Source organism: Piscinibacter gummiphilus (assembly GCF_002116905.1).
Classification (GTDB): Bacteria; Pseudomonadota; Gammaproteobacteria; order Burkholderiales; family Burkholderiaceae_C; genus Rhizobacter; species Rhizobacter gummiphilus.
The window spans coordinates 2,872,614-2,898,778 of record NZ_CP015118.1 but is presented as its reverse complement, the minus strand read 5'-3'; the positions used below and the strand labels follow the sequence as shown (position 1 = coordinate 2,898,778).

Here is a 26,165-nt window from a genome sequence, read left to right as displayed (position 1 = left end):
GGTCGACGCCGCTGCCCGGCGCAAGGCCAACCGCATCAGCGGCTGAAGACGTTGGAGGACGGGAAGAAGAACGCGATTTCGACGGCGGCCGTTTCGGCGGCGTCGGAACCGTGCACGGCGTTCGCGTCGATGCTGTCGGCGAAGTCGGCGCGGATGGTGCCCTTCTCGGCCTTCTTCGGGTCCGTGGCGCCCATCAGGTCACGGTTCTTGAGGATGGCGCCTTCGCCTTCCAGCACCGAGATCACGACCGGGCCGGAGATCATGAAGTCAACCAGGTCCTTGAAGAACGGACGGGCCTTGTGCACGCCGTAGAAGGCTTCGGCTTCGTTGCGCGACAGGTGGGCCATGCGGGTGGCCACGATCTTCAGACCGGCGCCTTCGAAGCGCGACAGGATCTGGCCGACCACGTTCTTGGCGACGGCGTCGGGTTTGATGATGGAAAGGGTGCGTTCGATGGCCATGATTTTTTCTCCTGAATCAAGCACTTGGCAAAGCCTTGGATTCTAGCTCGTGAAGCCGGGTTCCCTGATGTCGGAACGCCGGCGAATCTTCAAAAACGGGGGGTTTCCGAACCGTTTCAGCGGCCGCGGCGACCACCGCCACCACCGCCCCGGTTGCCACCACCGCCACCGCCGCCGTAGCCACCCCCGCCACCCCCCCCCGGTTTCCGCCGCGGCCACCGCCGCCCTTGCGGCCATGGTACGCGTCGGCGCCCAGGTAGCCCATGGAGGTCTGCAGGGGATCGGGCTCCTTCGGGCCGCCCTTCTTCTGCTGGGGCGCGCGCGGCGGCGCGCTGCCACCCGCGCCGAAGCCGCCACCGCCCCGGCCGAAGCCCGCGCCGCCCACCGGACCGCGCGACTTGCCCTGCACGAAGCGCTTGTCGAAGGTCTGCTCGAGCGGGTTGGGGATCTTGCTCGGGTCGAAGTCGAGGTCGTCGTCGTCGTAATCCCGCTCGGCACGGGGCTCGCGCACCTGTGCCGGGATCGGGTTCTGCTGCGGGCCGTTGCCCCGGTTGCCACGCGGGCCCCGGTCGTTGCGATCACCGCGGTTGTTCTGGTTGTTGCCGCCCCGGACATTGCGGTCGTTGCGATCGTTGCGGTTCTGGGCACTGCCCTGGCGCTGCTCGTTGCCACGCTGCTGCTGAGGCTGGCCGTTGCCACGCCCTTCGCCGCGCTGCTGCTGTTGCTGGCCGTCGTTGCCACCGGCCAGGCGGCGGATGGTCTTGACGTCGTTGTCGCTCAGGTCGACCCACACGCCGCGCTTGAGGCCGCGCGGCAGCACGACGGTGCCATAGCGGATGCGGATCAGGCGGCTGACCGTGAGGCCCACCGCGTCGAACAGCTTGCGCACCTCGCGGTTGCGGCCTTCGGTGATGACGACGCGGTACCAGTGGTTCGCGCCCTCGCCGCCGCCGTCCTCGATGGACTTGAAGGCCGCGGCCTGGCCGTCGATCTGGACGCCCTCGAGCAGCTTGGCCTTCGCGTGCGGCTCGAGCGTGCCGAGCACGCGCACGGCGTACTCGCGCTCGACGCCGAAGCGCGGGTGCATCAGCTGGTTCGCCAGCTCGCCCGAGTTCGTGAAGAGCAACAGTCCTTCGGTGTTCAGGTCGAGTCGGCCGACCGACTGCCACTTGCCCTGCTGCAGGCGCGGCAGGCGGCGGAAGACGGTGGGGCGATGCTCGGGGTCGTCGTGCGTGACGACCTCGCCCACCGGCTTGTGGTACGCGATGATGCGCGGCGGCGGCGGCACGATGCGCACGCGCACCGGCTTGCCCTTGACCTGGATGCGATCGCCGAACGAGATGCGCTGGCCGATGTGGGCCGGCTCGCCGTTGACGGTGATCTGGCCGTCGAGGATCAGCTCCTCCATGTCGCGGCGCGAACCGATGCCGGCCTGGGCCAGCACCTTGTGCAGCTTCGGTGCATCGGCGTCGGGCTGCAGCACGCGCTTCGGCGCGCCGGGAGCCTCTTCCTCGCCTTCGGCAGCAGCATCGGCCACCTCCTCGGCGGCGGTGTCGTCGCCCTCGGCCGCGGCCTCGGGCGCCTCACCCTCCGGCTCGACGTCGAAGTCGCCCGACAGCACCTGGGCGAACACCTCGCCCGCCTCCAGCGCGGCCGGCGCGACGAGGTTCGCGACGTCGGCGCGCGGTTCGCCGCCTTCCCGGGCCTCGCCACGGTTGCGGTCCTTGCGGTTGCGGCGGCGGTTGCGGCCCGAACGGCCTTCACCCTCGCCCTCGCCCTCCCCTTCGGCCCGCGCTTCGGACGCATCGCCTTCGCCATCGGCCGGGGCGGAGGCCTCGGCGGCAGCGGGCTGCGCCTCGACCCGGGGCGCAGACGCCACGGCCGGGGCCGGCGCGGGAGCCGGCGCCTCGACAGGCGCGGCCTCGGCCGGGACCTCGGACACCGCAGCCTCGTCCGCCACGGCCGCCTTCTTGGCCGGGGCACGGCGCTTGCGCGCGGGCTTGGCTTCGGCAGCCTCCGCGCCCGCATCCGCTTCAGGAGCCGGAGCGGTCACCTCGGCCACGGCCGGGGCAGCCCCCTCCGCCGCAGCCGCCGCGGCCTTCGTGGTGCGGCGCTTGCGGACCGGTTTCGCGTCGGCGGCCGGCACCTCGGTGTGGGCGTCCGGCGCGGTCGCCGTGGTGTCTTCGGGTTGTTTCATGCTTCGGGGTCCATCGGGGCGGCATCGGCCGCAGGCTCGGAATCGAGAGGAGAGTTGGAGGACGGCGCGCTGCGCTCGCCGCGGGAGGGGGTGTCGCCGGAAGCCGCTTCGGCGGACGACGGGACGGATTCTTCTTCGAGGGCCGGTGCCTCGGGAGCGACTTCGGCCGGGAGTTCGGTGGCAGTCTCGGCCGGCTGCTCGGCGGTGGCCTCGGCGGCCACCTCCACGGCGGCCGGCTCGGCCTCGTCCGGCGTCACGGCCGGCAGCGCCTCCGCCGGCGCTTCACCGCCGTCGAGCACCAGGGAGGCCTGCGCCTCGATCAGCGAGGCCTGGTCCTCGGCCTCGACCAGGGCCGCCGCCGCGCCGAACGCGGCCGTGTCGAGGGCCGGCAGCTGCTCGAGGCTCGCGAGGCCCAGGTCGTCGAGGAACTGCCGGGTGGTGGCGTACAGCGCCGGCCGGCCCGGGGCCTCGCGGTACCCGATGGCCTCGATCCAGCCGCGGTCCTCGAGCTGCTTGATGATCTGCGAGCTGACGGTGACACCGCGGATGTCTTCGATGTCGCCCCGGGTCACGGGCTGCCGGTACGCCATGATCGCCAGCGTTTCCATCACGGCCCGCGAGTACTTCGGGGGCTTCTCGGGATTGAGCCGGTCGAGGTAGTCGCGCATCTCCGGCCGGCTCTGGAAGCGCCAGCCGGTGGACAGGGCCACCAGTTCCACGCCCCGGTCGGACCAGTCGCGCGTGAGTTCGTCGAGCAGGTTTCGCAGGGTGTCGGCGCCGAGTTCGTCGGCAAACAGCGTGCGCATGTCCCTCAGCGGGAGGGGCTGCTGCGCGCAGATGAGCGCGGTTTCAAGGACGCGCTTTGCATCCTGTGTGTTCATGGGCGTTCGTACTGGTTCTCGGCCGGGCGATCCGGCTGGCTGGAACGGGGGTGGTTGCTTTCAAAGCAGCGTTCGATTTCAGCGGTTGACTGCTGACCTGGCACCCGGTTCGCGGACCGGGGCCGTGGACGGTCGAAGGTGTCGCGGCGGCACGAGCCCCGGCGAACCGGACGGCGCGGACCACTGTTGGCGGATGAACCCCATCCGCCGGTCTTTCAGTTTCGTTGGCTGGCTTGCCAGCAGGAGTTACCGCAGGGGTCGCCGCGGGTTCCACATCTCGTGCCCGGAATCCATCCTCGGCGGCACGATCGACGCCTCGGGCAGTGATGCTGTCGGCACACGACATCCGTGTGCGCCCTGGGGCCGGTCTGGTGACATTCTACAGGCAATGGGCGGCCCCGTGCGGAAGGACCACATCCGGGCTTTCACGAGTCTGTCGCGGAGACCCCGCCGAGCACCGTTTCCCAGGCTGCCGCGAGGTCGGCGGGCGGCGGCGCGTCGAACCACACCCAGTCGCCATGGTCGGGGTGAGCGAAGCCGAGCCGGGCCGCATGCAGGGCCTGCCGCGCGAGGCCGAGCGCGGGACGGCCTCCGTAGAGCGCATCGGACACCAGCGGATGGCCGCGGGATGCCAGGTGCACGCGGATCTGGTGCGTGCGGCCCGTGTGCAGCTTGCAGCGCACCGCGGACAGCGCCGGGCCGTCGCCGGGCTCGAGCACCGCGAGCGGCGTCACGTCCGTGCGCGCGGGCCGCCCCTGCGACAGCACGGCCATGCGCACCCGCGACTGCGGGTCGCGGCCGAGCGGCGCGTCGACCGTGAAGGGCTCGCCGCGCACGGCGCCATTGGCGATCGCGATGTACTCGCGGTGCACGTCGCGCGCAGCGATGGCCCGCACGAGCGCCGTCACGGCCGCGAGGGTCTTGCCCACCACCATCAGGCCCGAGGTGTCCTTGTCGAGGCGGTGCACGATGCCCGCGCGCGGCAGCGTGGCGGCGGCCGGGTGGTGGTGCAGCACGCCGTTCAGCAGCGTGCCCGACCAGTTGCCCGCAGCCGGGTGCACCACCATGCCGGGGGGCTTGTCGATCACCATCAGGTGCTCGTCCTCGAACACGATGGGCAGCGCGATGGGCTCGGCACGGAACGCGCGGCTCTCGGGCGTGGGCACGATCTCGAGGATGACCTCCTGGCCGGCCTGCACCTTGCCCGAGGGCTTGTCGACGACCCGGCCGTTCAACTGCACATGCCCCTGCTCGATGAGGGTCTGCAGGTAGTTGCGCGAGAACTCGGGCGCCATCGACACGACGGCCTTGTCGAGGCGGCCGCCATGGAACTCGCGGCCCAGCAGCACGCTGCGCCGCTCGTGCGGCTCGCCCGAAGGTGTGTCGACCGCGTCGTCCTCGGCTTCGGGAAGGCCCTGGGCCTCGGGCTGCGTCACGGGGTGAACCATATAATCGTCGCTCTTCTCTTCTGACGGACGCGCCTGTTGCGGCGCCACATGCTGATGATCCGGATTTCCCGCCCTGGCCACCCGTCCCGCCTCTGGCGCATCGCCGCCGTTGCACTGACCGCGAGTGTGCTGGTGGCCTGCGGCTCGACGCCCGCCGACGACACCGCCGGCATGAGCACCGAGAAATTGTATGCAGAGGCCCGCGACGAGGTGGAAGCGGGTTCGTTCGAACGCGCCATCAAGCTCTACGAGCGGCTCGAAGGTCGCGCTTCGGGCACGCTGCTCGGGCAGCAGGCCCAGCTGGAGCGGGCCTACCTGCTCTACCGCACCGGCGAAAAGGCACAGGCCCTGTCGGTGGTGGAGCGCTTCATGAAGCTGCACCCCACGAGCCCCGCGTTCGACTACGCACTGTACCTGCAGGGCGTCATCAACTTCAACGACAACCTCGGGCTGTTCGGGCGCCTCGCGAAACAGGACCTCTCCGAACGCGACCAGCAGGCCTCGCGCGACTCGTACCAGTCGTTCAAGCAGCTCGTCGAGCAGTTCCCGCAATCGAAGTACGCCGACGACGCCGTCGTGCGCATGCGCTACATCGTGAACTCGCTGGCCGCCTACGAAGTGCACGTGGCGCGCTACTACTTCCGCCGCTCGGCCTACATCGCCGCGGCGAACCGCGCGCAGCAGGCCATCCAGGAGTTCCAGACCTCGCCGTCCACCGAGGAAGCCCTGTCGCTGATGGCCCAGAGCTACGACCGCCTGGGACTCGTGGAACTGCGCGACGACGCCGCCCGCGTGCTGCGCCAGAACTTCCCGAACAGCACCTACCTCGCGCAGCTGCCGGCGCCGGCGCCCGCCAAGGTGCAGTGATCCCCGGGGCCTCGATGCCCCTCCGGGAACCACGCGGCCCTCCGGCCGCGTTTTCGTTTCCGCGTCAGAACGGCAGGGTTTCGGCCGACAGCTCGGCCAGCCACCCGAGGGCCTCGGCCTCGGTGGCCACGCGGGTCATCGGTGGCAGGGCCTCGCGCAGGCGCCGGCCGTAGTTCATGCCCGCCATGCGCGGGTCGCACACCACCAGCAGGCCGCGGTCGGTCTCGCTGCGGATCAGCCTTCCGGCGCCCTGCTTCAGCGACACCGCGGCCTCGGCCACGAAGTAGTCGGAGAACGGGTTGCGCCCTTCGTTCTCGAGCCGCTTGACCCGCGCCTCGACGAGCGGATCGTTCGGCGGCGGGAACGGCAGCTTGTCGATCATCACGCACTGCAGCGCGTCGCCGGGCACGTCGATGCCCTCCCAGAAGCTCTGCGAGCCCACGAGCACCGACCGCGGCTGCGCGAGGAACTGCTGAAGCAACTGGCGCTTGGGCGCACTGCCCTGCAGCAGCACCTGGATCGAGTCGCCCTCGGCGTCGAAGGCTGCACGCAGGCCCTCGCCGATGGTCTGCAGCGCGCGCAGCGTGGTGGTCAGCACGAAGGTGCGCCCGCCGAGTGCCCGCGCGCAGCGCGCGGCCAGCGCGGCCACGGCCGCGGGGTGGCCCGGCTCGTTGGGCTTCGGGAACGCGTTCGGAACGTAGAGCCGCGCGTGAGCCGGGTAGTCGAAGGGGCTGCCCACCCGCAACGTGTCGGCGTCGTCGAGCCCGGCCGATTCGGTGAACCAGCTGAGGCGCGCGTCGTCGCCCAGCGTGGCCGACGTGAAGATCCAGGCCTTGTTCGCGAGCTCCATCTGCTCGCGCAGCGCCTCGCGCACGTCGAGCGGCGATTCGACGAGCCGCGCCTGGTGGGGCGTGAGGTCGATCCAGCGCACGCGGCCCGGCGTGCACGGCGCGGCGAAGAGTTCGGTCTGGTGCACGAAGTGCATCGCGCGTTCGGCGAGTTTCGGGAAGTCGGCAGCCGTCTCGCTGACTTGGTCGATGCCCTTGCGCGCCGCGGTGCAGGCCTCGCCCACCGCGTTGAGCGCGGCGAGGAAGTCGGCGTTCGCGGAACGTTCGTCCCAGCGCAGCTTCAGCGTGCCCCGCACCTCGCGCAGCCGCCCGGCCGCGGCCAGGCGCAGGTCGCGCGCGGCGTGGTCGCAGGCGGCGGCCAGCTCCTGCCACGGGACGAGGCCGCGCGCATGCTGCAGCCCGGCGCCCAGCAGGTCGCGCGCGAAGTCGATCACCTGCGCGGTGCCGAGCGTGGTGCCGAGGAACTGCACGCCGGCTTCGGAGAGCTGGTGCGCCTCGTCGAACACGGCCACCTCGACGCTCGGCAGCAGCTCGGCCATGCCGGTGTCGCGCAGCGCCATGTCGGCGAAGAACAGGTGGTGGTTCACCACCACCACGTCGGCGGCCATCGCCTCGCGGCGCGCCTTCATCACGTGGCACTGGCGGTAGTCGGGGCACTCGCTGCCGAGGCAGTTGTCGCGCGAGGACGTGACGAGCGGGATCACGGGGGACCGCTCGTCGAGCCCGTCGAGTTCGGCCAGGTCGCCGGTGCGGGTGCCCTGCGCCCAGGTCTCGATCTTCGCGAGCGTGCGCACCGCCCAGCGGTCGGGCAGCTGGGCCGACTCGCGCGCGACGCGCATGCGGTGCAGGCACAGGTAGCTGCCGCGGCCCTTCAGCAGTGCGAGCGTGGTGGGCAGGTTCAGCGACTCGCACAGGCGCGGCAGGTCGCGCAGGAACAGCTGGTCCTGCAGGCTTTTCGTGGCGGTGCTCACGAGCGCCCGCTTGCCCGACAGCAGCGTGGGCACGAGGTACGCGAAGGTCTTGCCGACCCCGGTGCCCGCCTCGGCGACCAGCGCGCGCTGCTCGTCGATGGCCAGCGCCACGTGGTCGGCCATGAGCTGCTGGACGTCGCGTTCGGTGTAGCGGGGGTCGGCTTCGGACAGCTCGCCGCCCGCCGCGAACGCCTGGGCGACGGCCTCGCGGAGGGGACTGGTCATGCCGGTTCGGGCGGTTCGAGTTCGGCGCGCAGGCGCGCGATTTCATCGCGCAGGACCAGGCGGCGCTTCTTCAGGCGCCGCAGCGCCAGGTCGTCGAGCGGGCTCGACTGGCCAACCTGGTCGATCAGGCTGTCGAGGTCGGCGTGTTCGATCCGGAGTTCGATCAGTCGCCGCTCGGGAGAGTGGAGGTTGTCATCCATCACGGCGGCAGTGTGTTGGCATCAAGGCAAAGCGATTATAGTTTTCCACCATGAGCACCTCCCCGGGTTACCGTTTGTCCGCAGCCACCGGCATCCACCGGGGCGACCGAGCCTACCAGCAAGACCAGGTGGAAATCCTGGCCCACCACCGGGTCCCCGGGTGCGCCTTGGCGGTACTCGCCGACGGCATGGGGGGCAAGAGCGGTGGCCGCAAGGCCGCCGACCAGGTGATCCTCACCGCGCGGCAGCTGTTCGAGCGCCACGGCGCCAACCAGGACGACCCTGCCGAGCTGCTCAAGCAGCTCGTGCTCGAGGCGCACCTGATGATCAAGCTCACCGCCATCACGGCCGAGGAAGAGCCCCACAGCACCGTCACGGCCTACCTGATCAGCCCGTCGCGGCAATGCGACATCATCCACGCCGGCGACTCGCGGGTCTACCACTTCCGCGGCCCCGACCTCGTGAAGCGCACGGTGGACCACTCCTTCGTGCAGCGCCTGGTCGACGAAGGCCAGATCGCCGAGGAAGAGGCCAACAACCACCCGCAGTCGAACCTGCTGACCGGCTGCCTGGGCACCTTCCAGGACCCGCCGCTCACGCTGCACCACATCGACCGCCTGGAAATCGGCGACTCCCTGTTGGCCTGCAGCGACGGCCTGTGGCACTACTTCACGCCGAAGGAGCTGGGCGCCATCGTGCACACCCTGCCCCCGCGCGAAGCCAGCGAGATGCTGGTCAGCAAGGCGCGCCAGCGCGCCCGGGGCGCCGGCGACAACCTGTCGCTGGCCCTGGTGCGCATCGAAGCACTCAGCTGAAGATGGGCCGCTGACCGCTCAGGTCAGCGACGTGTCGACGTCCCGGCGCGCCAGCGCCAGGAACTCGGCGGAGCGCATCTCGTTGAGGCGCGACACCGTGCGCGGGAACTCGTGGGCCAGCGGCCCGTCGGTGTAGAGGTCCTCGGCCGGCACCTCGGCCGACATGATCAGCTTCACGCGACGGTCGTACAGCACGTCCACCAACCACGTGAAGCGCCGCGCCTGCGAGGCGAGCCGCACCGGCATGTAGGGCACGTTCGACAGCAGCACGGTGTGGAACTGCGAGGCGATCTCGAGGTAGTCGTTCTGGGAACGCGGGCCGCCGCACAGCTCGGCGAAGTCGAACCACACCACCCCGCCCGCCTTGCGGCGCGCACGGATCTCGCGGTGCTCGATGTGCAGCACCGGCTCCTCGTCCCGCGCCTCGGCCAGGCGCTCGAACGCCTCGGTCATCGCCTTGTCGGCCTTGTCGTCGAGGGGCGTGTGGTACAGGTCCAGCTGCTCCAGCGAACGCTGGCGGTAGTCGGTGCCGTTGTCGACGCTCAGCACCTCCATCTTCTCCTTCAGGAGCGCGATGGCGGGCAGGATGCGGTCACGGTGCAGCCCGTTCGGGTACAGGTCGTCGGGCTTGAAGTTCGACGTGGTCACGATGCTCACGCGGTGCTCGAACAGCGATTCGAGCAGGCGGTGCAGGATCATCGCGTCGGTCACGTCGGCGACGTGGAACTCGTCGAAGCAGATGAGGCGGTAGCGGCGCGAGATGCGCCGCCCCAGTTCGTGCAGCGGGTTCACCACGCCCTGGAGCTCGCCCAGTTCGCGGTGCACCTCGCGCATGAACTCGTGGAAGTGCAGGCGGGTCTTGCGGGTGAGCGGGACGGACGTGAAGAAGCAGTCCATCAGGAAGCTCTTGCCCCGCCCCACCCCGCCGTGCATGTAGACGCCACGCGGAATGGGCGGGTGGCGCAACATCTTGGTCAGCGCATTGCTGCGCCGGGCCTTGTAGTCGAGCCACTCGTTCTCGCAGCGCTCCAGGGCGTCCACCGCGCGCAGTTGCGCGGGGTCCGCCTTGAAGCCCTTTTCAGCGAGCGTCTGCGCGTAGAGGTCGCGAACTCCCACCTCGAACGCGCCGGTCAGAAGTTGAGCGTGCGCTTGTCCACCGCCAGGGCGGCTTCCTTCGTCGCCTCGCTCAGCGACGGGTGCGCGTGGCAGATGCGCGCGATGTCCTCGGCCGAGGCCTTGAACTCCATCGCGACTACCGCCTCGGCGATCAGCTCGGACACGTACGGCCCCACCATGTGCACGCCCAGGATCTCGTCGGTCTTCGCGTCGGCGATGACCTTCACGAGGCCCGTGGTGTCACCCAGCGCACGTGCACGGCCGTTGGCCATGAACGGGAAGCTGCCGGCCTTGTACGCGCGGCCTTCGGCCTTGAGCTGCTGCTCGGTCTGGCCCACCCACGCGATTTCCGGCGACGTGTAGATGACCCACGGCACGGTGTTGAAGTTGACGTGCCCGTGCTGGCCGGCGATGCGCTCGGCCACGGCCACACCTTCCTCTTCCGCCTTGTGCGCGAGCATCGGGCCGCGCACGACGTCACCGATGGCCCAGACGTTCGGCAGGTTGGTCTTGCAGTCGTCGTCCACGGCGATGGCGCCGCGTTCGTCGAGCTTCAGGCCCACGCTTTCAGCGTTCAGGCCGATGGTGTTCGGCACACGGCCGATGGACACGATCAGCTTGTCGACCGCCAGGGTCTGCGCCTCGCCCTTCGCGTTCGCGTAGGCGACGGTCACGCCCTTCTTGTCGCTCTTGACCTCGGAGATCTTGACACCGACCTCGATGTTCAGGCCCTGCTTCTTCAGCGCCTTCTGGGCTTCCTTGGCGATGGTCTCGTCGACCGCGCCCAGGAACACCGGCAGTGCTTCGAGCACGGTGACTTCCGCGCCGAGGCGGCGCCACACCGAGCCCATTTCCAGGCCGATCACGCCGGCGCCGATCACGCCGAGCTTCTTCGGCACGGCGGGGATGCGCAGCGCACCGTCGTTCGAGAGGATGTTCTCCTCGTCGAATGCGGCGCCGGGCAGCGCACGGGGGTTGGAGCCCGTGGCGACCACGACGTGCTTCGCGGTGATGGTTTCCTCGGCGGCGCCGGCGACCTTCAGCTCGTAGCCGCCGTCAGCGGCCTTCACGAAGGAGCCGCGACCGTGGAAGAACGTGACCTTGTTCTTCTTGAACAGGTACAGGATGCCGTCGTTGTTCTGCTTCACGACGGTGTCCTTGCGGCCCAGCATCTTCGCGACGTCGATGCTCAGGTCCTTCAGGCCGATGCCGTGGTCGGCGAAATGATGGCCGGCCTGCTCGAAGTGCTCGCTGGACTGCAGCAGCGCCTTCGAGGGAATGCAGCCCACGTTCGTGCAGGTGCCGCCCGGGGCCGGGCCGCCCTTCTCGTTCTTCCATTCGTCGATGCAGGCGGTGTTGAAACCGAGCTGCGCCGCGCGGATGGCCGCGATGTAACCACCGGGGCCGCCGCCGATGACGACCACGTCGAATTGCTTGCTCATGGTGTCGTCCTCAGATGTCGAACAGCAGGCGGGCCGGGTCTTCCAGCGCTTCCTTCATGGCCACGAGCGACAGCACGGCTTCGCGGCCGTCGATGATGCGGTGGTCGTAGCTCATCGCCAGGTAGTTCATCGGACGGACGACCACTTGGCCGTTCTCGACGACGGCGCGGTCCTTCGTGGCGTGCACGCCGAGGATGGCCGACTGGGGCGGGTTGATGATCGGGGTCGACAGCATGGAGCCGAAGGTGCCGCCGTTCGAGATCGAGAACGTGCCGCCGGTCAGTTCCTCGAGGGACAGCTTGCCGTCACGGGCCTTGGCGCCGAACTCGGCGATCTTCTTCTCGATGTCGGCGAACGTCATCTGGTCGACGTTGCGCAGCACCGGCACCACGAGGCCGCGCGGCGAGCCCACGGCGATGCCGATGTCGAAGTAGCCGTGGTAGACGATGTCGTTGCCGTCGACCGAGGCGTTGACGATCGGGTACTTCTTGAGGGCGTGCACCGCGGCCTTCACGAAGAAGCTCATGAAGCCGAGCTTGACGCCGTGTTCCTTCTCGAACTTCTCCTGGAACTTCTTGCGCATCTCCATCACCGGGGCCATGTTCACTTCGTTGAACGTGGTCAGGATGGCGTTGGTGGATTGCGACTGCACCAGGCGCTCGGCGATGCGGGCGCGCAGGCGGCTCATCGGCACGCGCTGTTCCGGGCGATCACCCAGGTTCTGCTGGACGGGCGCGGCCACGGCGGGCAGCGGCTTCGACACGGCGGCGGGCACCGGGGCCGACACGGCCTTGGCGGCCGGGGCAGCGGCCTTCGCGCCACCTTCGATGGCGCCGAGCACGTCGCCCTTCGTCACGCGGCCATCCTTGCCGGTGCCGGCGACGCTGCTTGCGGCCAGGTTGTTCTCGGCGAGCAGCTTGGCGGCGGCGGGCATGGCCACGTCGCCCTTGTTGCCACCGGCGGCGGCAGGCGCGGCGGCGGGTGCCGAGGCCGGCACCGGCTTGATCTCGAGCGGGCTCACCTGGGCCGACGCGTCGGTGTCGATCTTGGCGATGACTTCATCGCTCGTGCAGCTTTCGCCGTCGTTCTTGACGAGCTGGGCCATCACGCCGGCAGCGGGGGCCGGCACTTCGAGCACGACCTTGTCGGTTTCGATTTCGACGAGGATTTCATCGAGGGCGACAGCTTCGCCCGGCTTCTTCTTCCACTGCAGCAGGGTGGCTTCGGCCACGGATTCGGACAGCTGCGGGACCTTGACTTCAACGATTGCCATGTTGTTCTTCCAGAATTTGGGGGGAGACGAAGTGGTGCGGCGCGGGGGACGGCCGGGGGCATCCGCCCCTCGCGCCCATCCCGCGCCTCGTCACATCACTTCGAGAGCACGAAGCCCTTGAGCTTGCCGAACGCCTGGTCGAGCAGCGCCTTCTGCTGCTCCTGGTGCAGGTGGGCATAACCCACGGCCGGCGAAGCGGACGCCGGACGGCCGGCGTAACCGAGCTTCTGGCCTTCGACCATGTTCTCGTGGATGTAGTGCTGCACGAAGAACCAGGCACCCTGGTTCTGCGGCTCGTCCTGCGCCCAGATCACTTCGGTCGCGTTCGGGAAACGCTTCATCTCGGCGGCGAACGCCTTGTGCGGGAACGGGTACAGCTGTTCCACGCGGACGATCACCGTGTCCCACGCCTTCTTCTCGTCGCGGCGCTTGATCAGGTCGTAGGCGACCTTGCCCGAGCAGGCGATCACGCGCTTGACCTTGTCGGCCTCGATCTCCGAACGGTCCGGACCGATGACGGTGCGGAACTCGCCCTTCGTGAACTCGGACAGCGGCGAACCCGCGTCCTTGGCACGCAGCAGCGACTTCGGCGACATGACCACCAGCGGCTTGCGGAACATGCGCACCATCTGGCGACGGAGCACGTGGAAGATCTGGCTGGCCGTGGTGGGCTGCACGATCTGCATGTTGTTGTCCGCGGCGAGCTGCATGAAGCGCTCGAGGCGGGCCGACGAGTGCTCCGGACCCTGGCCTTCGTAGCCGTGCGGCAGCAGCATCGTCAGGCCGTTCGCGCGGCCCCACTTCACTTCGCCGGAGGCGATGAACTGGTCGATCACGACCTGCGCGCCGTTGGTGAAGTCGCCGAACTGGGCTTCCCAGATCACGAGCGTGTTCGGGTCGGCGCTGGCGTAGCCGTATTCGAAGCCGAGCACGGCCTCTTCGGACAGCAGCGAGTCGATCACGACGAACGGAGCCTGGCCGTCGGCCACGTGCTGCAGCGAGGTCCAGGTGCCTTCGTCCCACTTCTCGCGGTTCTGGTCGTGCAGCACCGCGTGGCGGTGCGTGAACGTGCCGCGGCCGCAGTCTTCACCCGACAGGCGCACCGGGTAGCCGCTGGCCACGAGCGAGGCGTAGGCGAGCGACTCGGCCATGCCCCAGTCGACGTTGATCTCGCCCCGGCCCATCGCGGCGCGGTCGGCCAGCACCTTCTCGACCAGCGCGTGCGGCTTGAAGCCGTTCGGCACGGTCGTCAGGCGTTCGGCCAGGCGCTTGATCTCGGCGGACGGCAGGGCCGTGTCGGCCGAGTCGGTCCACTTCTTGTTCAGGAACGGCGACCAGTCGACGGCGTACTTGCTCTTGTAGTTCGTGAGTACCGGGTCGACCGTGTGCTTGCCGGCGTCCATCGCGGCGCGGTACGTCTTGACGAGGTCGTCCGGACCTTCGTTCTTCAGCGTGCCGTTGGCGACCAGCTTGTCGCCGTACAGCTTGCGCGTGCCCGGGTGCTTGCCGATCGACTTGTACATCAGCGGCTGCGTGAGCGCCGGGGTGTCCTGTTCGTTGTGGCCGAGCTTGCGGAAGCAGACGATGTCGACGACGACGTCCTTGTTGAACTCCTGGCGGTAGTCGAGCGCGAGGCGCGTGGCGAGCACCACGGCTTCGGGATCGTCGCCGTTCACGTGCAGCACCGGGGCCTCGATCATCTTGACGACGTCGGTGCAGTACAGCGTGGAACGCGTGTCGCGCGGGTCGCTGGTGGTGAAGCCGATCTGGTTGTTGATGACGATGTGCAGCGTGCCGCCCGTGTAGTAGCCACGGGTCTGGGCCAGCGCCAGCGTTTCCATCACGACACCCTGGCCGGCGAACGCGGCGTCGCCGTGCACGAGCACCGGCAGCACCGTGTCGCCTTCCTGGTCGCCGCGGCGGTCCAGGCGGGCCTTCACCGAACCCTCGACCACCGGGTTCACGATTTCCAGGTGGGACGGGTTGAACGACAGGCTCAGGTGAACCGGGCCGCCGCGGGTGGACACGTCGCTCGAGAAGCCCTGGTGGTACTTCACGTCGCCGGACGGGAGGTTCTCGGGGGCGGTGTGGTCGAACTCGGAGAACAGGTCCTTCGGGGCCTTGCCCAGGGTGTTCACCAGCACGTTCAGGCGGCCGCGGTGGGCCATGCCGATCACGATTTCCTGCACGCCCACTTCACCGGAGCGCTGGACCACTTCGTCCATCGAGGCGATGAAGCTCTCGCCGCCTTCGAGCGAGAAGCGCTTCTGGCCGACGTACTTGGTGTGGAGGTAGCGCTCGAGGCCCTCGGCCGCCGTCAGGCGCTCGAGGATGTTGACCTTCTCTTCCGGCTTGAAGCTGGGCTTCGAGCGGATGGATTCCAGCCGCTGCTGCCACCAGCGCTTCTCGGCCGGGTCGGTGATGTGCATGTACTCGGCGCCGATGGAGCCGCAGTACGTCTCGCGCAGGGCCTGCACGATCTCGCGCAGGGTCATGTTCTCCGCGGTGGAGAAGTAGGTGTTCGTGGCGCTGAACGAGAGGTCCATGTCCGCCTCGGACAGGTCGTAGAACGCCGGTTCGAGTTCGGGGATCTTGGGACGTTCCTGGCGCTTGAGCGGGTCGAGGTCGGCCCAGCGCGAACCGAGGAACCGGTAGGCGGCGATCAGGGACTGGACGTGGACCTGCTTGTGCGCGATGGCGAGGTCGGCGTTGCTGGCCTTGTTGCCGAAGGCGTTGGCCTTGGCGCGTTGCGCGAAGGATTCGACGACCGGGGCGTGGGCGACGTCGCGAGAGGCGCTGCCATCGGCGGCCGGGACGTTCTGGAGGGCGTCGAAATAGGCACGCCAGTTGTCGGGCACGGAGCCCGGGTTGTCGAGGTAGGCCTCATACATCTCTTCGACGTAAGGCGCATTGCCCCCGAACAGGTACGAGTTCGACCTGTATTCCTGCATCATTTTCGCTCACCTTTCGCACCGGTTTCCGGCGCTGTAGTGGGTTGATAAACCTTCCGCGTTACGGCTGCACCGGTTTGCGGATTGCGACCCGCCTTGCTGTGACACAAGGGGACGGGAAGGACCTGTCTGAGTCTGGGATCGCACTGTAACACCGATGCGGAAGCAGCGTCAGTTTGAATGATCACGTTCACACCACATCCGCACAATGGGCGAGTCCCCTGTCACCCCGATGTCAGATTTCCGCATCATCCAGATCCATCCGACCGCGCCGGCCAAGCCGCCGGTGGGCAGCGCCTGCAATGGCTGCGGGGTGTGCTGCCTCGCGGAACCGTGTCCGGCGGGCATGCTGGTGAGCCGGCGGCGCACCGGCGCCTGTGCGGCGCTGGTCTGGGACGAGGCCGGGTCGGTCTACCGCTGCGGTGTGGTGACCGAACCACAGCGGTTCATCGGGCCGGCGTGGCTGGCCCGGGTGGCGGCGCGCTTCGCGCCGCGGTGGATCGCGGCCGGCGAGGGGTGCGACTGCGACCTGGAGCCCCAGGCGCCCTCCCCGGCCTGACCCGCCGACCGGAGGTCAGCGCAGCGCCAGGCGCTCCCGCGCCTCGTGGTACTCGGCCGCCAGGCGGGCGACCAGTTCGCCGGCCGGCACCACCTTCTTGATGTGGCCGATGCCCTGGCCGCAGCCCCAGATGTCCTTCCAGGCCTTCTTCGACTCGCCGCCCGAGAAGCTCATCTTGCTCGAATCGCTCTCGGCCAGGTTCTCGGGGTCGAGCCCGGCGTTGACGATCGAGCCCTTCAGGTAGTTGCCGTGCACCCCGGTGAAGAGGTTGCTGTAGACGATGTCGTCGCTGGTGCTGTCGACGATCATCTGCTTGTAGGCGTCGACCGCGCGGGCCTCGTCGGTGGCGATGAAGGCCGAGCCGATGTAGGCGAAGTCGGCGCCCATGGCCTGGGCGGCCAGCACCGCGCCGCCGCTGGCGATGGAGCCGCTGAGCGCGATCGGGCCGTCGAACCACTCGCGGATCTCCTGGATCAGCGCGAACGGGCTCTTCACGCCGGCGTGGCCGCCGGCGCCCGCCGCCACCGCGATCAGGCCGTCGGCACCCTTCTCGATCGCCTTCTTCGCGAAGAAGTTGTTGATGATGTCGTGCAGCACCACACCACCCCAGGCGTGCACCGCGTCGTTGACGTCCGTGCGCGCGCCCAGCGACGTGATCACGATGGGCACCTTGTACTTGGCGCACACCTCGAGGTCGTGCTCGAGCCGGTCGTTGCTCTTGTGCACGATCTGGTTGATCGCGAACGGGGCCGCGGGCTTGTCCGGGTTCGCGCGGTTGTGCGACGCCAGGGCCTCGGTGATCTCGGCGAGCCACTCGTCGAGCAGCTCGGCCGGGCGCGCGTTCAGCGCCGGCATCGACCCGACCACGCCGGCCTTGCACTGCGCGATCACGAGCTTCGGGTTGCTGACGATGAACAGCGGCGACCCGATGATGGGCAACGGCAGGTTCTGCAGGATGGGAGGCAGGGCCACGGGGAGGTCTCCGGTCGGAAAGGTCGGTGTCAGAAGGCGTCGAGCGCGAGCGCGGTGACGCTGTCGGCGCCCTCGAGGATCGCGGCACGCACGCTGGAGGCGCGGGTCAGGATGTGCTCGGCGTAGAAGCGGGCCGTGGCAACCTTCGCGGTCAGGAAGGCCGTGTCGCCCTCGCCCTTGGCGAGCTGCGCCTCGGCCACGAGCAGCGCGCGCGCCAGCTGCCAGCCGGCCACCACGTTGCCCGCGAGCATCAGGTACGGCACGGAGCCGGCGAACACGGCGTTCGGCTTCGTCTTGCCGTTCGCGACCACGAAGTCCACCACGTCGACGAAGGCGGCGCGGCCGGCCGACAGCGCCTTGAGCATCGCCTGCGCGGCCGGGGTGCCCGACTTCGCCAGCGCGGCCTCGGTGACCTCGATCTGCTTCGCGATGGCCTTGGCCGTCTGGCCGCCGTCACGCATCGTCTTGCGGCCCACGAGGTCGTTCGCCTGGATGGCGGTGGTGCCTTCGTAGATGGTCAGGATCTTCGCGTCGCGGTAGTACTGCGCCGCGCCGGTTTCCTCGATGAAGCCCATGCCGCCGTGCACCTGCACGCCGAGGTCGGTGACCTCGAGGCTCATTTCGGTGCTGTAGCCCTTCACGAGCGGCACCATGAATTCGTAGAACGCCTGGTTCTGCTTGCGGGCGTCCGCGTCCGGGCTGGCGTGCTGCGCGTCATGCGCCGCGGCGGCGGTGATCGCCATCGCGCGGCAGCCTTCGGTCAGCGAGCGCATCGTCATCAGCATGCGGCGCACATCGGGGTGGTGGATGATGGGGGCGCTGCCGGGCAGCGAGCCGTCCACCGGCCTCGACTGCACGCGGTCGCGGGCGTACTGCACGGCCTTCTGGTACGAACGCTCGGCCACCGCGATGCCCTGCATGCCCACGGCGTAGCGGGCAGCGTTCATCATGATGAACATGTACTCGAGGCCGCGGTTCTCCTCGCCGATCAGTTCGCCGATGGCACCGCCGTGGTCACCGAACTGCAGCACGGCCGTGGGGCTGGCCTTGATGCCCAGCTTGTGCTCGATGCTGACGCAGTGGGCGTCGTTGCGCTCGCCCGGCGAGCCGTCGGCATTCAGGCGGAACTTCGGCACGAGGAACAGGCTGATGCCCTTGACCCCTTCTGGCGCGCCGGCCACGCGGGCCAGCACGAGGTGGATGATGTTCGGCGCCATGTCGTGTTCGCCGTACGTGATGAAGATCTTCGTGCCGAAGATCTTGTACGTGCCGTCGCCCTGCGGTTCGGCACGCGTGCGCACCAGCGCGAGGTCGGAGCCGGCCTGCGGCTCGGTCAGGTTCATCGTGCCGGTCCACTCACCCGAGATCATCTTCGGGAGGTAGGTCTGCTGCTGCTCCGGCGAACCGGCGGTCAGCAGCGCCTCGATGGCGCCATCGGTCAGCAGCGGGCACAGCGCGAAGCTGACGTTGGCGCTGTTGAGCATCTCGATGCACGCCGCACCGATGGTCTTCGGCAGGCCCTGGCCGCCGAAGTCGGCCGGGTGCTGCAGGCCCTGCCAGCCGCCTTCACCGAACTGCTTGAAAGCTTCCTTGAAGCCGGGCGTCGTCGTGACCTTGCCGTCCTTCCACGAGGACGGGTTCTTGTCGCCCTCGAAGTTCAGCGGGGCGAGCACGCCCTCGTTGAACTTGGCGCACTCCTCGAGCACGGCCTGCGCCGTCTCGAGGCCTGCGTCCTCGAACCCCGGAAGCTTCGCGACGGACTCGAGGTCGGCGAGTTCCTGCATGCAGAACAGCATGTCCTTGACGGGGGCGACGTAGCTCATGACAACTCCTGGAAAGGTGAATTCGGGCGAGAAAAAGCCCGTCGGCCTTTCGAATCGGCGAACGGGCTCGGGGCGGAACGGAGGCTTACAGAGCCTTGACCAGTTCCGGCACCGCGGTGAACAGGTCGGCCTCGAGGCCGTAGTCGGCCACGCTGAAGATCGGCGCTTCGGGGTCCTTGTTGATCGCGACGATCACCTTGGAGTCCTTCATGCCGGCCAGGTGCTGGATGGCCCCGGAGATGCCGGCCGCGATGTAGAGCTGCGGCGCGACGATCTTGCCGGTCTGGCCCACTTGCCAGTCATTCGGGGCGTAGCCCGCGTCGACGGCGGCGCGGCTGGCACCGAGCGCAGCGCCGAGCTTGTCGGCCAGCGGGGTCAGCACTTCATTGAACTTGTCGCTGCTGCCAAGCGCTCGGCCGCCGGACACGATGATCTTCGCGGCGGTCAGTTCGGGGCGGTCGTTCTTGGCGATCTCGCTGCCCACGAAGCTCGACTTGCCGCTGTCGGCCGTGGCCGAGGCGGTCTCGACGGCGGCGCTGCCACCGGTGGCGGCCGCGGCATCGAAGCCCGTCGAACGCACGGTGATCACCTTGACCTTGTCGGCGCTCTGCACGGTGGCGATGGCGTTGCCGGCGTAGATCGGGCGCTCGAAGGTGTCGGGGCTCACCACCTTCGTGATGTCGCTCACCTGGCCCACGTCCAGCAGCGCGGCCACGCGCGGCGCGACGTTCTTGCCCGACGCCGTGGCCGGGAAGACGATGTGGCTGTACGAACCGGCCAGCGCGATGACTTGCGCGGCGACGTTTTCGGCGAGGCCGTGCTCGAAGCCGGCGGCGTCGGCGTGGATCACCTTGGCCACGCCGGCGATGGCGGCGGCGGCCTTGGCGGCGTCGGCGGCGTTCGAGCCGGCGACCAGGACGTGTACGTCACCACCCAGCTGGGCGGCGGCGGTCACGGTGTTCAGGGTGGCGCCCTTGATGGATTGGTTGTCGTGTTCGGCGATGACGAGTGCGGTCATGTTCTTGTGCTCCTGGGATCAGAGGACCTTGGCGGTGTTCTTCAGCTTGTCGACCAGCGTGGCGACATCCGGCACCTTGATGCCAGCCGACCGCTTCGGCGGCTCGCTGACCTTCAGCGTCTTGATGCGCGGGGCCACGTCCACCCCCAGGTCCGACGGCTTCACCACTTCCAGCGGCTTCTTCTTCGCCTTCATGATGTTCGGCAGCGTCACGTAGCGCGGCTCGTTCAGGCGCAGGTCGGTCGTCACGACCGCCGGCAGCGTGAGCTTGAGCGTCTCCAGACCCCCGTCGACTTCACGCGTGACCGAGGCACCATCGGCAGCCAGTTCCACCTTGCTGGCGAACGTCGCCTGCGGCAGGCCCGCGAGCGCCGCCAGCATCTGGCCCGTCTGGTTGTTGTCGTCGTCGATGGCCTGCTTGCCCAGGATCACGAGCGACGGCTGTTCCTTGTCCACGAGGGCCTTGAGCAGCTTGGCCACGGCCAGCGGCTGCAGTTCATCCGTGCTCTCGACCAGGATGGCGCGGTCGGCGCCGATGGCCATCGCCGTGCGCAGCGTTTCCTGGCATTGCGTCGGGCCGGCCGAGACGGCGATCACTTCCGTGACCACACCCTTCTCCTTCAGCCGCACCGCTTCTTCGACGGCGATCTCGTCGAACGGGTTCATGCTCATCTTCACGTTCGCGATGTCCACACCCGTGCCATCGCTCTTGACGCGAACCTTCACGTTGTAGTCCACCACCCGCTTGACTGCCACCAAGACTTTCATGCCGAAGCTCCTCAAGGATCACTGTTGAAGTTGCACGGATTCTAGGATCGCACCATACCCACGACGAGCACACGAAGTCGCGAGGGTGACAAAGGAAACGAACGATCGTGCTATTTTTCGATTGTGCCACGACTCGGACGAACCGCCAGCATTTTTTTGCTCCGTTAGACTCCGCGCGGCCATGACCTCGATCGCCGCGTCCTCTTCCGCCGACCCGAAGCCCCTCGTGGGCGTGTTCGACTCCGGCCTCGGCGGCCTGTCGGTGCTGAGCGTGCTGCACCGCACCCTGCCCGAGCACCCGCTGCATTACGTCGCCGACTCGGCCCACGCGCCGTACGGCGAACGCACCGACGAGTACGTGGCCGCGCGCACCCTCGCCATCGGCGGCCACCTCGTCGCCAGCGGCGCCCGCCTGATCGTGGTGGCCTGCAACACGGCCACGGCCGTGGCTGTGGCCGCGCTGCGCGAGCGCTGGCCGGAGATTCCCGTCGTGGGCGTCGAGCCCGCGATCAAGCCGGCCGTGAAGACCTCGGCCAGCGGCCGCATCGGCGTGATGGCGACGCCCACCACCTTGCGCAGCGCGAAGTTCCAGCGCCTGCTCGACGCCCACGGCGGTGACGCGACGATCGTGCTGCAGCCCTGCCCCGGCCTCGCCGGACAGATCGAACGCGGGGACCTCGACGCACCCGACATGGTGGCGATGATCGAGACCTTCTGCGCGCCGTTGCGCGACGCGCGTGTCGACACCGTGGTGCTCGGCTGCACCCACTACCCGTTCGTGCGCCACCACATCCAGGCCGCGATGGGCGAAGGCGTCATGCTGATCGACACCGCATGGCCCGTCTCGCGGCAGGCCGCACGGTTGCTCGGTGTCACGCCCGAAGACGCACCGTCGACCGCACCCGTGATGCTGCAGACCACGGGCGATGTCGCGCATCTTCGCTCCGTGGTGTCGCGCTGGCTCGATTTCCCCTGCAACGTGTCAGCCGCTTCGCAAATCTAGCGGGAACCTCTCGCGAGGCGCACGATCGGAACGTCACATCGCCACGAGCCATGGAGGACCCGACACATGCTGCCCCTCGCCGCCACCCCCGACCTCACCGACGCGGACTGGGTCGAACGCGTCACCGCGCGCATGCTCACGCTCGATCGCACCTTGAGTGGTGCGGACGTGCATCGCATCGCGATGGATCTGGCGGGGCGCCCTCGCTGGCGAGCGTTGGCACCGGAAGCCGCGGCAGACAAGGCCTTCGACGATCCGGAGGCCGTGGACGGCGTGTGACACGGAGGCCGTGGGCCATGCGTGGTACCCGGGAAGGGGCTCGAACCCTTACGCCTCGCGGCCGCGGATTTTAAGTCCGCTACGTCTACCAGTTTCGTCACCCGGGCGGGGCTGCGGATTATCAACGATCCGCACTCTGCAATAATCCGCGCGTGCCGCGTTCACGCGCGGCCTTCGCTGGGGGTGTTGAACGCGGTCCATCGCGCTCGACTGAGAGAGTCCCTTTGAACCTGATTGAGGTAATCCTCGCGCAGGGAAGCGTCTGCCGAGGGGCCTCTCCGCCGTTCCACCCCCCTCACGCCGCGCCCCTGCCATCGCACGATCGTCACGATGGCCCATCCGCTCCATTCCTCCCTCCGCACGCCGCGCCGTGCGGTCGCCCTCGCCTGCCTCGCCACCGCCGCGGCGGCTCACGCGCAGACCGATGCGCCGGCCCTCGCGCCACTGGTCGTCAAGTCCCAGGCGCCCGTGCCCCCCAGCGCCCTCACCGGGTTCGGCGACGTGCCGCTGGTGTCGGTTCCGATGCAGGCCACGGTCGTCACGCGCGACCAGCTCGAGGAGTCGCAGGCACGCCGCCTCGCCGACATCCTGTCGTACGAGGCCGCCGCCACCGACGCCTACAACTCGCCCGGCTACTGGGACTTCGTCGCGCTGCGCGGCTACGTGCTCGACCAGCGCTACAACTACCGCCGTGAAGGCCTGCCCATCACGGCCGAGACCGTGATCCCGCTCGCGAACAAGGAACGCATCGAGATCCTGAAGGGCACGAGCGGCATCCAGGCCGGCACCAGTTCGCCGGGCGGCCTCGTCAACTACGTCGTCAAGCGCCCCACCGACACGACGCTGCGCAACGCCGCGGTGACGGTGGGTGACCGCGGCACGCTCGGCGGCGGCATCGACCTGGGGGGCCGCGCCGGCAACGACGGCGTGTTCGGCTACCGGGTCAACGTGGCCTACGAGAACAGCAAGCCCGAGATCGACCACTACGACCATGCCGAGCGCACCGTCGCCGCGTTCGCGGGCGACTGGCGCATCGCGCCGGACTCGCTGCTCGAAGCGGAGATCGAGTGGTCGCACCAGGTGGGCAAGAGCCTGCCGGGCCACAGCCTGACCGGCGACAGCATCCCCACCGTCCGCCAGCCCGACAACCTCAACAACCAGCCGTGGAGCCAGCCGAACGTGTTCGACGGCCTGACCGGCACCGTGCGCTTCGACCAGGGATTCGGCGGCGGCTGGCACTGGGTGAGTGTCGTCGGCGCGCAGAGCCTGAAGACGGACGACCGCCTCGCGTACCCGTTCGGCTTCGAATGCGGCACGCCCACCGGCTACTGCGACCGCTACGGCCCGAACGGCGACTACGACGTCTATGACTTCCGCAGCGAGGGCGAGCGCCGCCGCGTGCAGGTCGCGCAGACCGCGGTGAAGGGCCGCGTCGACACCGGCGGCATCTCGCACCAGCTGCATGGCGGCGTGCAATACAACCGGCGCAGCGTCGGGGTCCAGACCGGCGCGAACAACTACGTCGGCGTGGGCAACATCGACGGCACGAAGGTCACCCCCGAAGACCCGACACGGGCCGAACCAGGCACCAACAGCAAGGAACGCAACCTCGAGTTCTTCGCCACCGACGCGATCGACTGGGGCCACGGCTTCAGCACGTGGCTGGGCGTGCGCACGACCCGCCTGCACCGCGACACCGTCGACTCCGAAGGCAACAACGCCACCGGCTACGGCGACACCGTGACCACGCCGTGGCTCGCCGCCTCGTACGAATGGACGCCCCGCCAGCACGTGTACGCCAGCTGGGGCGAAGGCGCCGAGTCGTACGTGGTGCCCGGCGCCGCGGGTGCCGCGGGCTACACGAACGCCGGCCAGGTGCTGCAGGCGAAGAGCCGGCAGTGGGAGGTGGGCACGAAGGGGAGCGCCGGGAACACCGACTGGGGCATCGCCTGGTTCGACATCGACCGCCCCACGGTCACCGACACCGGCGCCGACTACTACCTCGACGGCTCGGCCCACCACCGCGGCATCGACGGCAACGTCACCCACACGCTGGGCCCCTGGCAGTTGCGGGCCGGGGCGATGTGGCTCAAGGCGCGCCGCGAAGGCTCGTCCGACCCCACGCTGAACGGCCGCACCCCGGTCAACGTCCCCGAGCAGACCCTGAAGGCCCAGGCCCGCTACCGCGTGCCGTACGTGTCCGGCCTCGACCTGCAGGCCAACGTCACCTACGAAGGTCGCCGCAACGTGCTGGACGACGGCTCGATCGAACTGCCGTCGTGGACCCGCACCGACCTCGCGGCCCGCTTCACCCACAAGCTGGACGGCACGTCGCTCACGTGGACGCTGGGCCTCTTCAACGCGTTCGACAAGCGCGCGTGGAAGGAATCGCCCTCGCAATACGGGCACGTGTACCTGTTCCCGATGGAGGCCCGCACGGTTCGTCTCACGGTCCTCGCAGAACTTTGAAGAAATAGCTTGCCACGCAGACCAAAAGCAGGCTAAACTGCGAGGCTCAATTCCTCAATAGCTCAGTCGGTAGAGCGCCGGACTGTTAATCCGTAGGTCCCTGGTTCGAGCCCAGGTTGAGGAGCCAAAACAGCAAGGGGTCCCGTCGCAAGACGGGACCCCTTTCGCTTTGTGCCTCCAGATCCGGAAGGGCCCTCACCGCCAGGCGGCGAGGCCGGGGATCCGGTTCAGCGCGTGGCCACCAGCGGCGCGGAAGCCGGCGTCGCGGGCGTGGCCACCGCCACCTGCTGCACCAGGGGCCGCATCGGCGGCGGCGTGCGGGATTCCGAGGTGGCCACGATGGCCAGCGCCCACAGCGCCAGCATCGCGAGGGTCATGCCGATTTCGAAGGTCGTGTTCATGGAAACGAACTGTACGGACGAGGGTCGTCCGGATAAATCCGTTCCGGCGGAACACGTTGTTCCGCCAAAGGCAACAACCAGCGTTCAGCCGACCGCTTCGGCCACAGGCGCCTCGGTGGCCCCCTGAGCGCGGGCCGCAGGACGGTCGGGCAGCGTGCTCTTGCGCTGCAGCAGGTCGTGCGCGGCGAACAGCTCCACGATCCAGTCGACGAACACCCGCACCTTCGCGCTCAGGTGGCGATTCGGCGGGTAGACGACGTGGATCGGGATCGACGGCGCATCCCACTCGGGCAGCACGAGTTCGAGCGAGCCGTCGCCGATGCGCTCCTGCACGAGGAACGACGGCACGCACACGATGCCCAGGCCCGCCGTGGCCGCAGCCACGCTCGCGTTGGTGTCGTTGAGCGTGATGATGCGCCGGCCATTCGACTCCACGGTCTCGTGGTCCTTGGCCAGCACGAAGGGCAGCAGGCGGCCGGACGGCTGGATCGACGCACGGATCAGCGTGTGGCTCGCATCGAGGTCGTTCGGGTGGAGCGGCAGGCCGTTCGCCTTCAGGTACAACGGGCTCGCGCAAGTCACCATGTGCACATCGCCCACGCGGCGCGCGATCAGGGACTGGTCGCGCAGCTCGCCCCCACGCACCACGCAGTCGACGTTGTCGCCGATCAGGTCCACGGACCGGTCGCCGACGCCGATCTCGAGGTCGATGTCCGGGTATTTCGAGCGGAACGACGCGAGCGCCGGCACGATCACGCCGATGCCGAGCGACCCCGGCAGGTCGATCTTCAGCCGCCCCTTGGGCGCGCTGCGCGACGCGACCACGCTCGCCTCCAGCTCGTCCAGCTCGCCCAGCAGGCGGCTGGCCCGGTCGTAGTAGGCCGCGCCCTCGGACGTGACACTCACCCGCCGCGTCGTGCGGTTCAGCAGTTTCACCGACAGGTGGTCCTCCAGGGACTGGATCAGCCGGGTAACCGTGGGCTTGGGCAGCTGCATGGACTCCGCCGCCTTCACGAAGGTGCCCGACTCCACCACCCGCAGGAACGCCTGCATCGCCTGAAACTTGTCCATTCACCCTCTCCTATCCGCGGATTATTGCGGTGACGGAATACAGCATGAGCCCCAGGGCCCTTTTCGGCCTCCACCGGGCGGGGTATCGTTCCGCCCAGACATCGCAT

At 68.8% G+C, this 26,165-nt stretch carries 22 protein-coding genes, 2 tRNA genes and 1 riboswitch; of the genes, 7 read left to right on the top strand and 17 right to left on the bottom strand.

Going from position 1 to position 26,165, the window contains the following annotated elements:
* Window positions 1–35 precede the first annotated feature (35 nt).
* The 4 genes from ndk to A4W93_RS12920 form a co-directional block, all read right to left on the bottom strand.
* Window positions 36–461, bottom strand: coding sequence for a nucleoside-diphosphate kinase (gene ndk / locus A4W93_RS12935; protein WP_085750994.1), 426 nt, complete (start codon window positions 459–461; stop codon window positions 36–38).
* 16 nt (window positions 462–477) lie between these two features.
* On the bottom strand, window positions 478–2,658 hold the full coding sequence (locus tag A4W93_RS30615; protein WP_085750993.1) for a pseudouridine synthase: 2,181 nt from the start codon (window positions 2,656–2,658) through the stop codon (window positions 478–480).
* Window positions 2,655–3,539 carry an SMC-Scp complex subunit ScpB gene (gene scpB, locus A4W93_RS12925; protein ID WP_085750992.1) on the bottom strand — a complete coding sequence of 295 codons (885 nt, stop codon included), beginning with the start codon at window positions 3,537–3,539 and terminating at the stop codon, window positions 2,655–2,657. The genes A4W93_RS30615 and scpB overlap by 4 nt, the downstream gene beginning before the upstream one ends.
* Window positions 3,540–3,964: 425 nt before the next feature.
* Window positions 3,965–4,987 (bottom strand): RluA family pseudouridine synthase, encoded by a 1,023-nt coding sequence (locus A4W93_RS12920; protein ID WP_085750991.1) that lies wholly within the window; start codon window positions 4,985–4,987, stop codon window positions 3,965–3,967.
* A gap of 54 nt (window positions 4,988–5,041) precedes the next feature.
* Here A4W93_RS12920 and A4W93_RS12915 point away from each other — a divergent pair, with 54 nt between their 5' ends.
* A complete protein-coding gene (locus A4W93_RS12915) occupies window positions 5,042–5,854 on the top strand; it encodes an outer membrane protein assembly factor BamD (protein WP_099960058.1) in 813 nt (270 codons plus the stop codon).
* A gap of 64 nt (window positions 5,855–5,918) precedes the next feature.
* On the opposite strand, the gene A4W93_RS12910 is transcribed toward A4W93_RS12915, so the two are convergent.
* Together A4W93_RS12910 and A4W93_RS12905 are read right to left on the bottom strand one after the other, a co-directional pair.
* The gene (locus A4W93_RS12910; protein WP_085750989.1) at window positions 5,919–7,898 is read right to left on the bottom strand and encodes a DNA repair helicase YoaA; all 1,980 of its coding nucleotides are present in this window, start codon (window positions 7,896–7,898) and stop codon (window positions 5,919–5,921) included.
* Window positions 7,895–8,098, bottom strand: coding sequence for a YdcH family protein (locus A4W93_RS12905; protein WP_085750988.1), 204 nt, complete (start codon window positions 8,096–8,098; stop codon window positions 7,895–7,897). Before A4W93_RS12905 ends, A4W93_RS12910 begins: the two co-directional genes overlap by 4 nt.
* A 50-nt stretch (window positions 8,099–8,148) precedes the next feature.
* Between A4W93_RS12905 and A4W93_RS12900 the strand changes: the two genes are divergently transcribed.
* Window positions 8,149–8,913 carry a PP2C family protein-serine/threonine phosphatase gene (locus tag A4W93_RS12900; protein WP_085750987.1) on the top strand — a complete coding sequence of 255 codons (765 nt, stop codon included), beginning with the start codon at window positions 8,149–8,151 and terminating at the stop codon, window positions 8,911–8,913.
* A gap of 18 nt (window positions 8,914–8,931) precedes the next feature.
* On the opposite strand, the gene zapE is transcribed toward A4W93_RS12900, so the two are convergent.
* The 4 genes from zapE to A4W93_RS12880 all read right to left on the bottom strand — a co-directional run bounded on the left by zapE (window position 8,932) and on the right by A4W93_RS12880 (window position 15,698).
* On the bottom strand, window positions 8,932–10,029 hold the full coding sequence (gene zapE, locus A4W93_RS12895; protein ID WP_085750986.1) for a cell division protein ZapE: 1,098 nt from the start codon (window positions 10,027–10,029) through the stop codon (window positions 8,932–8,934).
* 14 nt (window positions 10,030–10,043) lie between these two features.
* The gene (gene lpdA, locus A4W93_RS12890) at window positions 10,044–11,471 is read right to left on the bottom strand and encodes a dihydrolipoyl dehydrogenase (protein WP_085750985.1); all 1,428 of its coding nucleotides are present in this window, start codon (window positions 11,469–11,471) and stop codon (window positions 10,044–10,046) included.
* A gap of 10 nt (window positions 11,472–11,481) precedes the next feature.
* Complete coding sequence (gene odhB, locus A4W93_RS12885) at window positions 11,482–12,744, bottom strand: 2-oxoglutarate dehydrogenase complex dihydrolipoyllysine-residue succinyltransferase (RefSeq protein ID WP_085750984.1); 1,263 nt, start codon at window positions 12,742–12,744, stop codon at window positions 11,482–11,484.
* Window positions 12,745–12,839: 95 nt separating this feature from the next.
* On the bottom strand, window positions 12,840–15,698 hold the full coding sequence (locus A4W93_RS12880) for a 2-oxoglutarate dehydrogenase E1 component (protein ID WP_085750983.1): 2,859 nt from the start codon (window positions 15,696–15,698) through the stop codon (window positions 12,840–12,842).
* A 229-nt stretch (window positions 15,699–15,927) separates the two neighbouring features.
* On the opposite strand from A4W93_RS12880, the gene A4W93_RS12875 reads away from it, so the two are divergent.
* Window positions 15,928–16,254 carry a hypothetical protein gene (locus A4W93_RS12875; RefSeq protein ID WP_085750982.1) on the top strand — a complete coding sequence of 109 codons (327 nt, stop codon included), beginning with the start codon at window positions 15,928–15,930 and terminating at the stop codon, window positions 16,252–16,254.
* Between the two features lie 15 nt (window positions 16,255–16,269).
* Here the strand turns inward: A4W93_RS12875 and A4W93_RS12870 are convergent, their stop codons facing one another.
* The 4 genes from A4W93_RS12870 to A4W93_RS12855 form a co-directional block, all read right to left on the bottom strand.
* Window positions 16,270–17,226, bottom strand: a complete 957-nt coding sequence (locus A4W93_RS12870; RefSeq protein WP_085750981.1) for an NAD(P)H-dependent flavin oxidoreductase — start codon at window positions 17,224–17,226, stop codon at window positions 16,270–16,272.
* A 29-nt stretch (window positions 17,227–17,255) separates the two neighbouring features.
* Window positions 17,256–19,049 carry an acyl-CoA dehydrogenase gene (locus tag A4W93_RS12865; RefSeq protein WP_085750980.1) on the bottom strand — a complete coding sequence of 598 codons (1,794 nt, stop codon included), beginning with the start codon at window positions 19,047–19,049 and terminating at the stop codon, window positions 17,256–17,258.
* Between the two features lie 85 nt (window positions 19,050–19,134).
* Window positions 19,135–20,067, bottom strand: coding sequence for an electron transfer flavoprotein subunit alpha/FixB family protein (locus A4W93_RS12860; RefSeq protein ID WP_085750979.1), 933 nt, complete (start codon window positions 20,065–20,067; stop codon window positions 19,135–19,137).
* Window positions 20,068–20,085: 18 nt separating this feature from the next.
* Window positions 20,086–20,835: an electron transfer flavoprotein subunit beta/FixA family protein gene (locus A4W93_RS12855; RefSeq protein WP_085750978.1), complete on the bottom strand. Its 750-nt coding sequence runs from the start codon at window positions 20,833–20,835 to the stop codon at window positions 20,086–20,088.
* A gap of 181 nt (window positions 20,836–21,016) precedes the next feature.
* Between A4W93_RS12855 and murI the strand changes: the two genes are divergently transcribed.
* Together murI and A4W93_RS12845 are read left to right on the top strand one after the other, a co-directional pair.
* Complete coding sequence (gene murI, locus A4W93_RS12850) at window positions 21,017–21,838, top strand: glutamate racemase (RefSeq protein WP_085750977.1); 822 nt, start codon at window positions 21,017–21,019, stop codon at window positions 21,836–21,838.
* A gap of 66 nt (window positions 21,839–21,904) precedes the next feature.
* Window positions 21,905–22,117, top strand: a complete 213-nt coding sequence (locus A4W93_RS12845) for a hypothetical protein (RefSeq protein WP_085750976.1) — start codon at window positions 21,905–21,907, stop codon at window positions 22,115–22,117.
* Window positions 22,118–22,139: 22 nt separating this feature from the next.
* Here A4W93_RS12845 and A4W93_RS12840 read toward each other — a convergent pair.
* Window positions 22,140–22,224, bottom strand: a tRNA-Leu gene (locus tag A4W93_RS12840).
* A gap of 62 nt (window positions 22,225–22,286) precedes the next feature.
* A riboswitch (TPP riboswitch) is annotated at window positions 22,287–22,391 on the top strand.
* Between the two features lie 56 nt (window positions 22,392–22,447).
* Here A4W93_RS12840 and A4W93_RS12835 point away from each other — a divergent pair.
* On the top strand, window positions 22,448–24,586 hold the full coding sequence (locus tag A4W93_RS12835) for a TonB-dependent siderophore receptor (protein WP_085750975.1): 2,139 nt from the start codon (window positions 22,448–22,450) through the stop codon (window positions 24,584–24,586).
* 51 nt (window positions 24,587–24,637) lie between these two features.
* Window positions 24,638–24,713 (top strand) — tRNA-Asn (locus A4W93_RS12830).
* A 100-nt stretch (window positions 24,714–24,813) separates the two neighbouring features.
* On the opposite strand, the gene A4W93_RS29650 is transcribed toward A4W93_RS12830, so the two are convergent.
* Window positions 24,814–24,987, bottom strand: coding sequence for a hypothetical protein (locus tag A4W93_RS29650; RefSeq protein ID WP_157131648.1), 174 nt, complete (start codon window positions 24,985–24,987; stop codon window positions 24,814–24,816).
* Window positions 24,988–25,071: 84 nt separating this feature from the next.
* Entirely contained in the window at window positions 25,072–26,058 is a 987-nt protein-coding gene (locus A4W93_RS12825) for a LysR family transcriptional regulator (protein WP_085750974.1), read from the bottom strand.
* Window positions 26,059–26,165: the final 107 nt, after the last annotated feature.